Here is a 15,090-nt window from a genome sequence, read left to right as displayed (position 1 = left end):
CCGACTTGGCTGGTGCTTTTGCCGCGGTCTTGGCTGCCGACTTGGCCGGAGCTTTCGTTGCGGTCTTCGCTGCGGACTTGGTTGGCGCCTTGGCGGCGGTCTTGGTTGCGGCTGCCTTGGCCGGAGCCTTCGCTGCGGTCTTGGTTGCTGCGTTCTTTGCCGGAGCAGCAGCTTTCTTGGCTGCCGGTTTTGCTGCCGGCTTCGCGACTGCCTTGGTTGCAGTTGCCTTCTTCGCTGCCGGCTTCGCTGCCGGCTTGGCGGCGGCCTTCGCCGGCGTCTTCGCTGCCGGCTTGGCAGCGGTCGCCGACTTCTTGGCCGCGACTGGTTTTTCTGCTGCGGCGGTCTTTGCGGCCGACTTGGCGGCAGTCTTCGCTGCCGATTTTGCTGCTGGTTTCTTAGCGGCTGTTGCCATTTTTATTCTCCTTCTCTGCGATGAGAAAATACGCTACAAGGTTTAAACCCGTCCGAACGTTTCTTGCGTCGGGCGAATTATTCATCGGCACAAACCGGTCGGTTACTGCCAATGAATACGGCACCAGCTGAACTGCTGCAACTCCTCACAATTGCAGCGCTTCAGCCAACGTCGCAGGACACTCACTCTTCCAGCTGTTTTTCACATCGCTACCCTTGCGGGCGCGAAAAGAAAAAGCCGCCTTGCCTGAACGCGATCAGGCAGTGCGGCTTGTTCTTTTCGCTGCGCTTAAGTGCATACTGATTGAATCAGCGTCCCATTATTCGATCGGTTTTGTTTGCCGGTGAGCATGCAAAAAAATCCATGTTCACACTTTGACAAATTCAATCACGTAAAGTACACGAAAACCTTGTCAGTGCGCAACCCGCACACATGAAATTCACTCTATTGGACAGCGCCGCAACGCTTTGTGCGTCAAGGGAAGCCTGATTTCATCGGCAAATCTCGCAAATCGCGTTTGCACGCAGGGGTGCGCACGATTGAAACGCCGGCGCGCACCGGCATAAAAAAAGCCCGACGATTTCTCGTCGGGCTTTCGCATGCGTTGTCGCTGTCGCGACGATCAATCCCAGCTCAGCGCACCGCCGGTCTGGTACTCGGTCACGCGCGTCTCGAAGAAGTTACGCTCCTTCTTCAGGTCGATCATTTCGCTCATCCACGGGAACGGATTTTCTTCGTTCGGGAACAGCGGATCGAGGCCGATCTGCACGGCGCGGCGGTTCGCGATGAAGCGCAGGTAGCCCTTGAACATCGGGGCGTTCAGGCCCAGCACGCCGCGCGGCATGGTGTCTTCGGCGTAGCGGTATTCGAGGTCGACCGCCTGCATGAACAATACCTTCAGCTCTTCGCGGAATTCGGCGGTCCACAGCTGCGGGTTTTCCATCTTGATCGTGTTGATCAGGTCGATGCCGAAGTTCACGTGCATCGATTCGTCGCGCAGGATGTACTGGTACTGCTCGGCGGCGCCGGTCATCTTGTTCTGGCGGCCCAGCGCCAGGATCTGGGTGAAGCCGACGTAGAAGAACAGGCCTTCCATCAGGCAGGCGAAGACGATGATCGACTTCAGCAGCTTCTGGTCGTTTTCCAGGGTGCCGGTCTTGAATTCAGGATCGGTCAGGACGTTGATGAACGGGATCAGGAACTGGTCTTTGTCGTGGATCGACGCGATCTCGTTGTAGGCGTTGAAGATCTCGCGCTCGTCCAGGCCCAGCGACTCGACGATGTACTGGTAGGCGTGGGTGTGGATCGCCTCTTCGAAGGCCTGGCGCAGCAGGTACTGGCGGCATTCCGGCGCGGTGATGTGGCGGTAGGTGCCCAGCACGATGTTGTTCGCGGCCAGCGAGTCGGCGGTGACGAAGAAGCCCAGGTTGCGCTTGACGATGCGGCGCTCGTCCTCGGTCAGGCCGTTCGGGTTCTTCCACAGCTCGATGTCGCGCTGCATATTCACTTCCTGCGGCATCCAGTGGTTGGCGCAGCCGGCCAGGTATTTGTCCCAGGCCCACTTGTACTTGAACGGCACCAGCTGGTTGACGTCGGTCTGGCCGTTGATGATGCGCTTGTCGTCGGCGTTCACGCGCTTGGCGACGTCGGCGGCGCTCACGCCTTCCGGGTTGCCCGCGGCGAGCGGCGCCGCTTTTGCAGCGCCTTGCGCGCTGGTTGGTTCATCGTCCCATGACAGCATAATTTTTTCCTTCAGAATTCTTGCAAAGCAGCGCCCGGCGCGAGGCCGGGCGAACGGTTTAACTATTTATCGCTTGTTGACAGCTTATTGGCAGGCTTCGCATTCGTCGAAGCCGGCGTCGCCCGGACGCAGGTAGCAGGCCGCGCCGTCTACGACATCGGGAGCAGCGCCTGCAACAGCGGCTGGCGCCGATGCTGCGGTCGCTGCCGCTGCCGCCGGGGCAGCGTGACCGGCCGCCAGGCCGCCCGAGACCGGCACCGCGTTCAGCGCGCCGGTGCGGGTGGTCGACTTCTCCATGTGCGTCGCCGCGATGGTGCGCAGGTAGTAGGTGGTCTTCAGGCCGCGCAGCCATGCCAGTTTATACGTCTCGTCCAGCTTCTTGCCCGATGCGCCGGCCATGTAGATGTTCAGCGACTGGGCCTGGTCGATCCACTTCTGGCGGCGCGATGCCGCTTCCACCAGCCACTTCGGCTCGACTTCGAACGCGGTGGCGTAGATGTCGCGCAGGTCCTGCGGCACGCGGTCGATCTTCGAGAGCGAGCCGTCGAAGTACTTCAGGTCGGCGATCATCACCTCGTCCCACAGGTCGCGCGCCTTCAGGTCGCGCACCAGGTAGGAGTTGATCTCGGTGAATTCGCCCGACAGGTTCGACTTCACGTACAGGTTCTGGAAGGTCGGCTCGATGCAGGCCGACACGCCGATGATGTTCGAGATCGTCGCGGTCGGGGCGATCGCCACGCAGTTCGAGTTACGCATGCCGAACTGCTTGATGCGCTCGCGCACCACGCTCCAGTCCATCGATTCGCTCGTGTCCTGCTCGAGGTAGCCGCCGCGTTCCTCGGCCAGCAGCTTGATCGAATCCTGCGGCAGGATGCCGCGGTCCCACAGCGAACCGGCGTAGGTCTCGTAGCGGCCGCGCTCTTCGGCCAGCTCGGTCGAGGCCAGGTAAGCGTAGTAGCAGACGGCTTCCATCGACTTGTCGGCGAACTCCACCGCTTTGTCGGATGCGAACGGCACGCGCATCATGTGCAGGCAGTCCTGGTGGCCCATGATGCCCATGCCGACCGGGCGGTGGCGCAGGTTCGAGTTGCGCGCCTTTTCCACGGCGTAGTAGTTGATGTCGATGACGTTGTCGAGCATGCGCATCGCGGTGCGGATGGTCTTCTGCAGCTTGACGTGGTCCAGGCCATCGCCCTTCATGTGCTGCGGCAGGTTCACCGAGCCCAGGTTGCAGACGGCGATCTCGTCGGCGCTGGTGTTCAGGGTGATCTCGGTGCACAGGTTCGACGAGTGCACGACGCCGATGTGCTGCTGCGGCGAACGGATGTTGCACGGATCCTTGAAGGTGATCCATGGGTGGCCGGTTTCGAACAGCATCGACAGCATCTTGCGCCACAGGTCGAGCGCTTCGACTTTCTTGTACACGGTCATTTCGCCGCGCGCCGCCTTGGCTTCGTAGGCAACATACGCCTCTTCGAAGGCGCGGCCGACCTTGTCGTGCAGGTCAGGCGTCTCGCTCGGCGAGAACAGGCTCCAGTGGCCCTTTTCCATCACGCGCTTCATGAACAGGTCCGGAATCCAGTTCGCGGTGTTCATGTCGTGGGTGCGGCGGCGGTCGTCGCCGGTGTTCTTGCGCAGGTCGAGGAATTCCTCGATGTCCATGTGCCAGGTTTCCAGGTAGGCGCAGACCGCGCCCTTGCGCTTGCCGCCCTGGTTGACCGCGACGGCGGTGTCGTTGACCACTTTCAGGAACGGCACGACGCCTTGCGACTTGCCGTTGGTGCCCTTGATGCGCGAGCCCAGCGCGCGGACCGGGGTCCAGTCGTTGCCCAGGCCGCCGGCGAACTTCGACAGCAGCGCGTTTTCCTTGATGGCGTCGTAGATGCCTTCCAGGTCGTCGCCGACGGTGGTCAGGTAGCACGACGACAGCTGCGAACGGCGGGTGCCCGAGTTGAACAGGGTCGGGGTCGAGCTCATGAAGTCGAACGACGACAGCAGGTTGTAGAACTCGATGGCGCGCTCTTCGCGCTCGGCTTCGCGCAGGGCCAGGCCCATCGCGACGCGCATATAGAAGGCCTGCGGCATCTCGATGCGGGTTTCGCGCACGTGCAGGAAGTAGCGGTCGTACAGGGTCTGCAGGCCGATGTAGCCGAACTGCAGGTCGCGGTCGGCCACGATGGCCTTCGCCAGGCGCTCGAGGTCGAACTTGCCCAGCTCTTCGTCGAGCAGCTCGTTGGCGATGCCCTTGGCGATGTACTGCGGGAAGTAGGTGACGTACTCAAGAGCGGCCTTGGCTTGCGGCACTTCCTTGCCGAAGACTTCCTTGCGGATGGTGTGCAGCAGGATGCGGGCCGTGACCTGGCTGTAGGCCGGATCGGTTTCCATCAGCGCGCGCGCGGCCAGGATGGCCGACTTGTGCAGTTCCTCGACCGGCACGCCGTCGTACAGGTTGCGCAGGGTCTCGGCGACGATGGCGTCGGCGTCGACATGCTTTTCCAGGCCGGCGCAGGCGGCGTTCACCAGGGCATGCACGTCATTGACGTCGAGCGGCAGGCGCTGGCCGTTGTCGACCACGTGGATTTGCGGCGCGGCCACTTGCGCGGTACCGGCGGCTTCCTTGGCGGCGCGGCGCTCTTCCATCTGCTTGGCGCGGTACAGCACGTAGGCGCGCGCGACATCGTGCTCGCCCGAGCGCATCAGCGACAGTTCAACCTGGTCCTGCACGTCTTCGATGTGGAAGGTGCCGCCGTTCGGCTGGCGGCGCACCAGCGCAGCGACCACGTTGTTGGTCAGCTCTTCCACCAGGTCGCGGATGCGGGCCGAAACGGCGCCCTGGCCGCCGGCGACCGCCAGGAAGGCCTTGGTCATCGCGACCGAGATCTTGTTCGGCTCGAAAGGCACGACGGCGCCGTTGCGGCGGATGATGCGGTAGTCGCCGCGCGCGGCGATCTCGGCTGCGTTATTGCCGCCGGCTGCCGCTCCTGGTGCCGCTTGCGGGTGGATTGAAATGTCTTGGGATGTCTGCATTGAGCCTCCAGGAAGGGCAGTCGTGCTGCCGCCGGTTGTTCCAATGGACCGCTCGCGCGTGCGAGCGTCCAACGATGATGTAAAAAGCGAAAAGGGTCTCCGCCAGCCGGGCAACGCCAAGCCGGGCAATATTGTTGCCTACGGATATTTAATGCATATGAAGCAAATGCGAAGCGATGCGATACTGCTGGGCTAGCGGTTCCGGTCAGCTGCCTGCGCCGCTCCTTGGAGGGACTGGGCCAGGGCTGGGCTACCGGATGTTACTGCTGACTCCGCTACCACTATATCTAGTGTTGCGTATTGAGATGGGACTAATTGTAGTACCTGCGCGCGCAGCCGTGCAAGTGAATAAATTCTCAATTTCTGGCGTTTTTTGGGTGCGCACCTCTTGACATTCGGGGCTCTGCCGAAAGATGGGCGCTTGCAGGTTAGTAAGCACTAACACGCTGCTCAAAGCTTGTTCAGCCACCTTGTTTAGTGCTCAACAACGGTGCGGAGCGCACCGTTTTGCACTGGCGAAAAGGCAACACTTTTTGACAAGTATTAACTGTCGGGTGGGTGGATTCTCCGCCCATGTGTTCAACCGGTCGGTGCAAAGTCGTGTACGTCTTTGCAAGCTTGCGTTGGACGCGTGGGCGGCGCCACCGTCGCGTATATGCATCGTGGCGGGTGTCGCCGCCCACCCTACACGGCGGTACTGCCCGACGCCGGCGCCTGTACGCATTCGCCCAGCCCATTGTCCCAGCGCCCGCCTGCATCCAGACAACGGTCGACGTCGATCTCGTGCTTCATCCACATCAGCGCGGCGATGAGCGCGATGGCCAGGGCTGCGTAACGCAAGCGTTTCGGCATGTCAGTTCTCCGGTGCCTGGATGTCCAGCTTCTGCATCTGGTAGCGCAACTGGCGTACGCTGATGCCGAGCAGGCTGGCGGTCCTGGTGCGGTTGAATTGGGTCTGCTGCAGCGCGCGCTGGATGATGTCGCGCTCGACCTGTTCCAGGTAGGCCGGCAGGTTGCCCGGCAGGCTGTCGGGACCCAGCGCCACCGGGGCGCCTGGCGCCGGCAGCGGCGCCGCGGCCGGCAGCGCGGGCGCTTCGGCGCTCGCCACCAGCAGTGCCGGCGCCGGCGCCTCGTGGCTTCGCGCGCCGTCCGCCGGCCGCGCCGCCTTCAGCGACAGGTCCTCGACCTGGATCACGCCGTCGTCGGCAAAGGCCAGCGCGCGCTCGAGCACGTTCTCGAGTTCGCGCACGTTGCCGGGGAAGGAATAGCCGCGCAGGGCGTCGAGCACGCCCGGTCCGAGCGAGGCGCCGCCCGCTCCGGCCAGGCGCGCCAGGATCGCGTTGGCCAGCACCGGCAGGTCGTCGAGCCGCTCGCGCAGGGGCGGCAGCGCCAGCTCGATCACGTTCAGGCGGTAGAACAAGTCCTGGCGGAAGCTGCCGGTCTCGACGCACCTGGCAAGATCCTTGTGGGTGGCGCTGACAATGCGCACGTCGACCGGCTCTTCCTGGGTGGCGCCGATCTTGCGCACGCGCCGCTCCTGGATCGCGCGCAGCAGTTTCACCTGCATCGCCAGCGGCAGGTCGGCCACCTCGTCGAGCATCAGGGTGCCGCCGTTGGCCGCCTGGAAGAAACCGTCGCGCTCCTCGGCGGCGCCGGTGAAGGCGCCCTTGCGGTAGCCGAAGAATTCGGCCTCCATCAGGTTCTCGGGAATCGCGCCGCAGTTCACGGCGACGAAAGGTTTTGCGGCGCGCGAACTCTGGGCGTGGATCTCGCGCGCGGCCAGCTCCTTGCCGGCGCCGGACTCGCCGCTGATCGCGATCGGCGCCATCGAGCGCGCCAGGCGCGCGATCTGGGCGCGCAGCGCCTGCATGGCCTGCGAGTGGCCGATCAGGCGGGAACCGGTCCCGCCCTCTCCCGCCGCCGGGCCCGCCGGGGCCTCGGACAATTTCAGCGCTGAGCGCACCATCACCCGCAGTTCATCGAGCACCACCGGTTTCGAGACGTAGTCGAAGGCGCCGGCCTTCAGCGCCACCACCGCGTTCTCGGCGCTGCCGAAGGCGGTGATCACGGCGATCGGCGTTTTCGAGGTGCTCGACACTTCGCGCACCAGTTCCAGCCCGAGCCCGTCCGGCAGGCGCATGTCGGTCAGCACCAGCGCGTAGCTGTTGTCGTCGACGAGACGGCGCGCCTCGCGCAGGGTGGCGGCGCAGTCGACGTCCAGGCCCATCTTGACCAGCGTGATCTCGAGCAGGTCGCGCAGGTCGGCTTCGTCGTCGACGACCAGGATGCGGGGTGAACTCATGACTGCCTTTCTTTACTGTCCATTACTGGCCTCGCGTGCCGGCCGCCGCCAGCTGGGCGAAGGTGATGACAAAACGGCCACTGGCCTTGCGTGCGCCGCCCGCCGCCGGGTCGTAGCGGTATTCGTAGTCGAGCTTGGCGCCATTGTTCAGGCACAGCTCGCGCGCCAGGTAGAGCCCCAGGCCCGTGCCCTTGCTCGACGTAGTATAGAAGGGTTCGAACAGGTGGGCGCGCACGTCGGGCGTGATGCCGGGGCCGTCGTCCTGCACGTGCAATTCGAGCGTGCCGAACGGGTCGAGCTCGGGCCAGATGCGGATGCTGGCCGGCTTGCGGCTGGCATAGCGGATCGCGTTGCCGAGCAGGTTGACCAGCACTTCGCGCAGGTGCAGGCCGTCGAAGCGCACCTCGATCGCGCCGGCGCCGCCCAGCCACAGCATCTCATCAAGCAGGCCCTGGGTTTCGCAGAACTCCGCCTTCAGCTCGGCCAGGAAGCGCCCCAGCGGGATCGGCTCGGCATACGGCTGGGCCTTGCGCGAGAGCTGCAGGATGTCCTCGACCATGCGGTTCACGCGCGCCACGTTGTCGCCGATGATCTTCAAGAGGCGCACCTCGGCCTTGCCGTGCAGGTCCTCGGCCAGCAGCGCGGTGGCGTGGCCGATGGCCGACAGGGGATTGCGCACCTCGTGCGCGATGCTGGCGGTGAGCCGTCCCATCGAGGCCAGCTTCAGCTGCTGCGCCTGGTTTTCGATGGCGCTCACGTCCTCCATGAAGACGACGCTGCGCCCGGGCACGCCGGCGCCGGCGTCGACGCGGGCAAAGCGCAGTTTCAGGTGCGCCGGCTGGTCGCGCCGCGCGCCCGGCCCGCTGTCGGCGCCGCCCTGCTCCTGGAAGGGCTTCAGGATCACCCAGGCTTCGTCTGGCCCGGCCTCGCCTTCGACCGGCTCGACCGCGGCCAGGCCCGGCGTCGCGGCGTTTCCCATCCAGCGCGCGAAGGCGCCGGCCACCGGCTCCAGGCCGTGCACCGCATCCAGGCGCAGCCCGGCCGGCGCGTCGAGCCCCAGCATGCGCCGCGCGGCCGGGTTGGCGGTGTGGATGGCGCCGTCGGCGCCGAGCACCAGCACGCCGTCGCCGACGTCGGCGATCACGATCTCGTTGATCGACTGCTGCACCTGCAGGTCGAGGCCGCGCTGGGACGCCAATTCTTCCTGCCCGATCAGGCGCGCCGCCAGCCGGTTGACCAGCAGGACCACGGCGAAGAAGGCCACGCCGTACATACCGGCCTGCATCAGCGGCGGCTCGCCCTCGCGCGCAAAGATCTGCCAGGAGGCCTCGAGCAGGATGAAGATCGACGCGATCGACGCCGCGAACAGCGCCAGCACCAGGGGCGCGAGGATGGCGGCGCCGGCCAGCGGAAACAGGTAGAGGATGCCCAGGCCGCTGCGCAGGCCGCCGGCCGCCAGGTAGAGCAGCGAGATGGCCGCCAGGTCGGTCGCGATCTGGCAGGCCAGCTGCAGCGGGAAGCGGCGCTTCCAGAACGTGGTCAGCAGGCCGAACAGGATCGCGGCGGCGAAATACGCGATGCAGGTGTGCGCATAGGCCGGATCGGTGGTGGCGCGGCCGTCGCGCACGTCGAAGGCCAGGTAGAGCAGCAGCACCACCCCGATGACGATGCGGGTGACGTTCAGCGCCTGCAGCGAGCGCCAGAAGGTCGCGCGCGACTGCGTGGACAGCGCCGGCCAGCGGATCTTCAAGATCGCGGGCCTACTGCGGCGGCAGGCGCACGTGGGCCGGGCTGCAGTAGTCCAGGCCGTCGGCACGCACCGCTTCGGATGCCGGGAAATGCAGGCCGCAATGCGCGCAGCGGGTCATGTTTTCGATCTGCATTCCCGGCGCCGGCGCCGGGCTGCTTGGCCGCGGCGGCGTGCTTTCCTCGTGGCGGCGGATCGCGGCGCGCAGCTTGGCGCGCACCGCGAAGCCGATCAGGGCGATCAGGACGATCCAGAACAGGAGGCGGCTCATGCGATCCCCCGGTGCAGGACGACTTCGAGCACGAAGCGGCTGCCGACATAGGCCAGCGCCAGCGTCGCAAACCCCGCCAGCGTGAAGCGCAGCGCGGTCTTGCCGCGCCAGCCGCGCCAGTGCCGCCCCGCCAACAAGGCCGCGAACAGGATCCAGGACAGCAGCGCGAACACGTTCTTGTGGTCCCAGCGCAGCGCGCGCCCGAACAGCTGCTCCGAGAACACCACGCCCGACAGCACGGTCAGGCTGAGCAGGACGAAGCCGATGCCGATCAGGCGGAACAGCAGCTTTTCCATGGTGAGCAGGGCCGGCAGCTGGTCGATCGCGCCGCCGAACCAGCCGCCGCCGCCAGTGGTGGCGGTGCGCGCGTGCAGCCGGGTTTCCTGCAGCGCCATCAGCACCGCGTGGAAGGCGGCGATGGTCAGCGTGCTGTAGGCGAGCACGGCGACCGCCACGTGCCAGCCGAACGCGCTCGACTGGCTTTCGACGGCCATGAGCGCCCCCGGAAACAGCACCGGCAGCAGCGCCGCGCCGAAGGCGCAAGGCATCACCAGGCGGCGCAGGCCGTCGAGCGCGAAGTTACGGTTTTCAACCCAGTAGGCCGCCACCGACACCCACAACGCGGACGAGAGCATGATGGCGAAGCCGATGCGCAAACTGCCCGGCCCGAAGGCGGCGCTCCACAGCGCCGCGCCATGGACCAGCCAGGCCAGCGCGGTGACGCCCGATATGACGGCGCCCCGGCGCGACGGCAGCAGGGCGCAAGCCGCGTACAGGAAGGCCGCGGCGAAAAAGAGGGTGTTCTGCATACCGGCAGTCTACACCATCGGGAAACGGCGGTGGCGGCCCCCTCCCCGTCGTTTCAGGTCTGATGCAAACTTGTCTCGTAGGGTGGGCACGCCGTGCCCACGCGTTACGTGCGAATGCTTGCACCTGCAACCATGGCCGATCGCCCGCACCGTATCCAAAGGCCAAAATGCGAGAGCCAGCGGCCATTGGATACCGTGCGAGCGAACAGTCGCCGTCACGTATGCCAGCGACGTTCGCCACCGCGTGGGCACAGGGTGCCCACCCTACTAATCCACCGCCGCCATGCGCAGCTCATCGCTGTGATGGCGCTGCTGCTCTTCCATCACCATCTGGCCGAGTTCGCGTTTCAGGGCGTTGAACTCAGGCGCGGCCGGGTCGCGCATGCGCGGCAGGTCGACCAGCATGTCGCGCTTGACCGTGCCGGGGCGGTAGGTCATCACCACGATGCGGTCGGCCAGGTAGATCGCCTCCTCGATGCTGTGGGTGACGAACAGGATGGTCTTCTTCAGCTCGGCCCAGATGCGCAGCAGCTCGTCCTGCAGGTTGCGCCGGGTGAGCGCGTCCAGTGCCCCGAAGGGCTCGTCCATCAGCATGATCGGCGAATCGAGCGCCAGCACGCGCGCGATCGCCACCCGCTGGCGCATGCCGCCCGACAGGTCCTTCGGGTAGCGCTGGCGGAAGTCCGACAGCGACAGCATGCGCAGCAATTCGTCCACGGTGCGGGCGATCTCGGCTTTCGGCAGGCCCTTGATGTCGAGGCCGAAGCCGACGTTCTGCTCGACCGTCATCCAGGGGAACAGCGCGTATTCCTGGAACACCATGCCGCGGTCCGGCCCCGGCGCGGCCACCGGCGCGCCGTCGACCAGGATCGTTCCGCTGGTGGGCGGCGAAAAGCCGGCCACGGCGTTGAGCAGGGTCGACTTGCCGCAGCCGGAAGGCCCGAGCAGGCAGGTGAACTGGCCGCGCGGGATGTCCAGGTTGATGTCCTGCAGCGCCACCACCTGGCGCTCCTCGCTGGCGAAGACCTTGTTCACGCCGTTGATCTGAATATGGATTGCTTTCGATGCGTCCATCTCAATGCTCCAGGCCGCGGTGCCAGCGCAGCAGATAGTTGTTCAGGCGGTTCATGCCGATGTCGATCGCCAGGCCCAGCAGGCCGATGGTGATCATGCCGGCGATGATCTTGTCCGACCAGAAGTACTCGCGCGCTTCCAGGATGCGGTAGCCCAGGCCGTTGTTCACCGCGATCATCTCGGACACGATGACGACGATGAAGGCGGTGCCGATGCCGATCCGTACGCCCGACAGGATGTAGGGCACGGCGGCCGGCAGGATCACGCGCACGAACATGGTCGTGCCGCTCGCGCCCAGGTTGCGCGCGGCGCGCAGGTAGATGCCGTCCACGTGGCGCACCCCGGCGATGGTATTCATCAGCACCGGGAAGAAGGCGCCGAGCGCGATCAGGAACACGGCCGGCGGATTGCCCAGCCCGAACCACAGGATCGCCAGCGGGATGTAGGCGATCGGCGGGATCGGGCGCAGGATCTGCACCAGCGGATTGAACCAGGCGTAGACGGACTTGCTCGCCCCCATCGCCAGCCCGAGCGGCAGCGCCAGCCCGGCGCCGATCAGGAAGCCCACCACCACCCGGTACAGGCTGGTGAGGGTATCGACGATCAGCTCGCCCGAAAAGGCCCAGTGCCACCAGCCGCCCTCGGTATAGCTCTCGAACGGCGTGAGCGGCAGCAGGTAGGCCACCCAGCGCTCCCACACCGCCAGCGGCGAGGGCAGCACCTGGGGATGCACCCAGCCCATGCTTGCCACCCACTGCCAGATGCCGATCGCCAGCACCGGCACGACCATGCCGATGCCGATTTCGCGCCAATTGCGTTTTTTCATGGCGTCCCCAAGCGTGAATGCGTTGGCTTACTGGATGTTCAGGCTTTTCTTGGCCGCGTCCAGCAGGTCGGTCCTGACCCACTCCTTCGCCACCGGCGGCTTGCTCATGCGTCCGACACCGGTCTTGACCATGGTGTCGGTGGTGACCTGGATGTGCTCGGGCGTGATGTCGTAGGAGTACTCGGAATTGCCGATCGCGTCGTTGAAGTCGTCGGTCGTGATCTGGCCCTTGAACACGACCTCGCGCACGTACTTCTCGGCCAGGCTCTTGTTGTCGATGAAGGTCTTGGTGGCCTGCACGAAGCAGCGCATGAACTTCTCCGCCACCGGACGCCGCTCCTTGTAGAACTTCTCGGTCATGACCATGGTGCGGATCGGCTCGCCGATCGGGGTGTCGTAGGGTTTCAGCACCTCGGCGCCGAAGCCCTTGTTGATCGCCTGCGAGGACTGCGGCTCGGACTGCATCATGGCGTCGATCTGCTTGCCCAGCAGCGCCTGGTTCAGGTCGGCGTAGGGCAGGAACACCAGCTGCACATCCTTGCCGGGCGCGGCGTCGGCCTTCATGTTGTGCTTGGCCAGTTCGGCCAGCAGCAGCACCTCCTGGATGCCGCCGCGCGTGACGCCGACGCGCTTGCCCTTCAGTTGCGGCACGCTGGTAATCTTCAGGTCGGGCCGCGCCACCAGGCGCGCGCCGCCCTTGGCGAAACCGGCCACGACATAGATCGGGGCGCCGCCGGCGCGGCCCGAGATCGCCGCCTCCGAGGCGGTGGTGCCAACATCGAGCTCGCCCGCGATGATCGCCTGCATGACGTCCAGCCCCTTCGGGAAGATCTTCTCCTCGACCTTGATGCCGCACTTGGGTGCGATTTCCTTGATGTACGAGACGGCGCCGTAATGGGCGAACTTGAGGTTGCCCAGCCTAACCACTTCCTGGGCCTGGGCGCCGGCCGCGGCCAGCAGGGTCATTGCGATCAGGGTCTTGCCGAACACTTTAGTCATGCCTTGTCTCCGTTATGCGCTTCGTCAGAATCGGTTGGCTGCTGCGGTGGTACCGGATGCCGCCATCATTTGTCTCGTTATGATGCCGGTGGGAAAAGGCTATATGGGAACGTTAGGTGTGTCAAACGTGACAATGAACAGTTGTGACACAAGACAGAACGCGCACCGAAAAAAGGCGTAATCGACACAGCGGGAACGGGCGAAGGCTTCTTGCGCAGGGTAAAATGGCGGTTTCCCGAATGCTGTCCTCTATATATAGATAGTCAGGTAGAACATGCTAGATAACCTTACCCAACGCCTTGCCAAGGTCGTCAAGACCATGCGCGGCGAGGCGCGTCTGACCGAGGCGAACACCGCCGAGATGCTGCGCGAAGTGCGCCTCGCGCTGCTCGAGGCCGACGTGGCGCTGCCGGCGGTGCGCGAATTCATCGCCAAAGTGAAGGAAAAAGCGCTGGGCGAAGAAGTCATCGGCTCGCTCAGCCCGGGCCAGGCCCTGGTCGGCGTGGTGCAGCGCGAGCTGGCCGCCCTGATGGGCGCCGACCTCGGCCCTGAAGCGACGCAACTGTCGTTCGCCCAGCAGCCGCCGGCGATCATCCTGATGGCCGGTTTGCAGGGTGTCGGTAAAACGACCACCGTCGGCAAGCTCGCCAAGTACCTCAAGGAACAGAAGAAGAAAAAGGTCCTGACCGTCTCGGCCGACGTCTACCGCCCCGCGGCAATCGCGCAGCTGGAATCGGTCACCAAGCAGGTCGGCGCCGACTTCTTCCCGACCACCGCCTCCGACAAGCCGGTCGACATCGCGAAGAACGCGCTCGACTGGGCGAAGAAGCACTACCACGACGTCCTGATCATCGACACCGCCGGCCGCCTCGGCATCGACGAGGCGATGATGCAGGAGATCGCCGCGGTGCACGGCGCCGTGAAGCCGATCGAGACCCTGTTCGTGGTCGACGCCATGCTGGGCCAGGACGCGATCAACACCGCGAAGGCCTTCAACGACGCCCTGCCCCTGACCGGCATCGTGCTGACCAAGCTCGATGGCGACTCGCGCGGCGGCGCGGCGCTGTCGGTGCGCCACGTGACCGGCAAGCCGATCAAGTTCGCCGGCGTCTCGGAAAAGCTGGACGGGCTGGAAGCCTTCGACCCGAGCCGCATGGCGAACCGCGTGCTGGGCATGGGCGACATCCTGGCGCTGGTCGAAGAAGCGCGCAAGGGCGTCGACGAAAAGGCCGCCCAGGACATGGCCAACAAGATCAAGTCGGGCGGCCGTTTCGACATGAACGACTTCAAGGCGCAGCTGACCCAGATGAAGAAAATGGGCGGGATGTCGGGCCTGCTCGACAAACTGCCGGCGCAGTTCCAGCAGGCCGCGGCCGGCGCCAACATTGACCAGGCCGAGAAGCAGGTGCGGCGCATGGTCGGCATCATCGACTCGATGACGCCGCAGGAGCGCGCCAAGCCGGAGCTGATCAAGGCCAACCGCAAGCGCCGCATCGCCGCCGGCGCCGGCGTCCAGGTGCAGGAAGTGAACCGCATGCTGAACCAGTACGACCAGATGCAGACCATGATGAAGAAGCTCAAGGGCGGCGGCCTGATGAAGATGATGCGCGGGATGAAGGGCATGATGCCCGGCATGCGCTAAGCATTCCTGGCGTTTTCCGCCTCCCCGAACGCCGTGCCCGACGCTTGTCCGGCGCGGCGTTTTTACGTCGGTTTTTGCGTGGTTTTTCACTCTATCGATGCGCCCGGCGCCCAAACCCCGAATTTTGGATCGAATAGAATGAAAAAATGGTGAAAAAGACTTGCAGGAACGCTAAAACGACACCAATATAAGCCGTGCGATGAATTGCGCAACTTTTACTTATGTTCGTTTAGGAGGCTC

At 64.9% G+C, this 15,090-nt stretch carries 12 protein-coding genes; 2 read left to right on the top strand and 10 right to left on the bottom strand.

The window, feature by feature from the left end:
* Window positions 1-458, top strand: a 458-nt coding sequence (locus RT688_RS11715; RefSeq protein WP_313705057.1) for a hypothetical protein, incomplete at its 5' end; no start/stop codon positions are given.
* A 576-nt stretch (window positions 459-1,034) separates the two neighbouring features.
* Here the strand turns inward: RT688_RS11715 and RT688_RS11710 are convergent.
* The 10 genes from RT688_RS11710 to RT688_RS11665 form a co-directional block, all read right to left on the bottom strand.
* Window positions 1,035-2,153: a ribonucleotide-diphosphate reductase subunit beta gene (locus RT688_RS11710; RefSeq protein WP_313705056.1), complete on the bottom strand. Its 1,119-nt coding sequence runs from the start codon at window positions 2,151-2,153 to the stop codon at window positions 1,035-1,037.
* Between the two features lie 84 nt (window positions 2,154-2,237).
* Window positions 2,238-5,180 carry a ribonucleoside-diphosphate reductase subunit alpha gene (locus RT688_RS11705; RefSeq protein ID WP_313705055.1) on the bottom strand — a complete coding sequence of 981 codons (2,943 nt, stop codon included), beginning with the start codon at window positions 5,178-5,180 and terminating at the stop codon, window positions 2,238-2,240.
* A gap of 684 nt (window positions 5,181-5,864) precedes the next feature.
* Window positions 5,865-6,032 carry a hypothetical protein gene (locus RT688_RS11700; RefSeq protein WP_313705054.1) on the bottom strand — a complete coding sequence of 56 codons (168 nt, stop codon included), beginning with the start codon at window positions 6,030-6,032 and terminating at the stop codon, window positions 5,865-5,867.
* Window position 6,033: 1 nt separating this feature from the next.
* Window positions 6,034-7,482 (bottom strand): sigma-54 dependent transcriptional regulator, encoded by a 1,449-nt coding sequence (locus tag RT688_RS11695; RefSeq protein WP_313705053.1) that lies wholly within the window; start codon window positions 7,480-7,482, stop codon window positions 6,034-6,036.
* Between the two features lie 22 nt (window positions 7,483-7,504).
* Window positions 7,505-9,232 (bottom strand): ATP-binding protein, encoded by a 1,728-nt coding sequence (locus tag RT688_RS11690; protein WP_313705052.1) that lies wholly within the window; start codon window positions 9,230-9,232, stop codon window positions 7,505-7,507.
* 10 nt (window positions 9,233-9,242) lie between these two features.
* Window positions 9,243-9,500: a PP0621 family protein gene (locus RT688_RS11685; protein WP_313705051.1), complete on the bottom strand. Its 258-nt coding sequence runs from the start codon at window positions 9,498-9,500 to the stop codon at window positions 9,243-9,245.
* Window positions 9,497-10,309, bottom strand: coding sequence for a cytochrome c biogenesis protein CcsA (locus RT688_RS11680; protein ID WP_313705050.1), 813 nt, complete (start codon window positions 10,307-10,309; stop codon window positions 9,497-9,499). Before RT688_RS11680 ends, RT688_RS11685 begins: the two co-directional genes overlap by 4 nt.
* A 267-nt stretch (window positions 10,310-10,576) precedes the next feature.
* On the bottom strand, window positions 10,577-11,383 hold the full coding sequence (locus RT688_RS11675) for an ABC transporter ATP-binding protein (protein ID WP_313705049.1): 807 nt from the start codon (window positions 11,381-11,383) through the stop codon (window positions 10,577-10,579).
* 1 nt (window position 11,384) lies between these two features.
* Window positions 11,385-12,173: an ABC transporter permease gene (locus RT688_RS11670; RefSeq protein WP_409521911.1), complete on the bottom strand. Its 789-nt coding sequence runs from the start codon at window positions 12,171-12,173 to the stop codon at window positions 11,385-11,387.
* 63 nt (window positions 12,174-12,236) lie between these two features.
* Window positions 12,237-13,208, bottom strand: coding sequence for an ABC transporter substrate-binding protein (locus RT688_RS11665; protein ID WP_313705047.1), 972 nt, complete (start codon window positions 13,206-13,208; stop codon window positions 12,237-12,239).
* 274 nt (window positions 13,209-13,482) lie between these two features.
* Here RT688_RS11665 and ffh point away from each other — a divergent pair, with 274 nt between their 5' ends.
* Entirely contained in the window at window positions 13,483-14,850 is a 1,368-nt protein-coding gene (gene ffh / locus RT688_RS11660) for a signal recognition particle protein (protein WP_313705046.1), read from the top strand.
* Window positions 14,851-15,090 lie beyond the last annotated feature (240 nt).

This window comes from Massilia sp., from assembly GCF_032106685.1.
In the GTDB taxonomy this organism is placed as follows: Bacteria; Pseudomonadota; Gammaproteobacteria; order Burkholderiales; family Burkholderiaceae_D; genus Telluria.
Note: the sequence above shows the minus strand (reverse complement) of the source record. Positions and strands in the feature narration are given on the sequence as shown.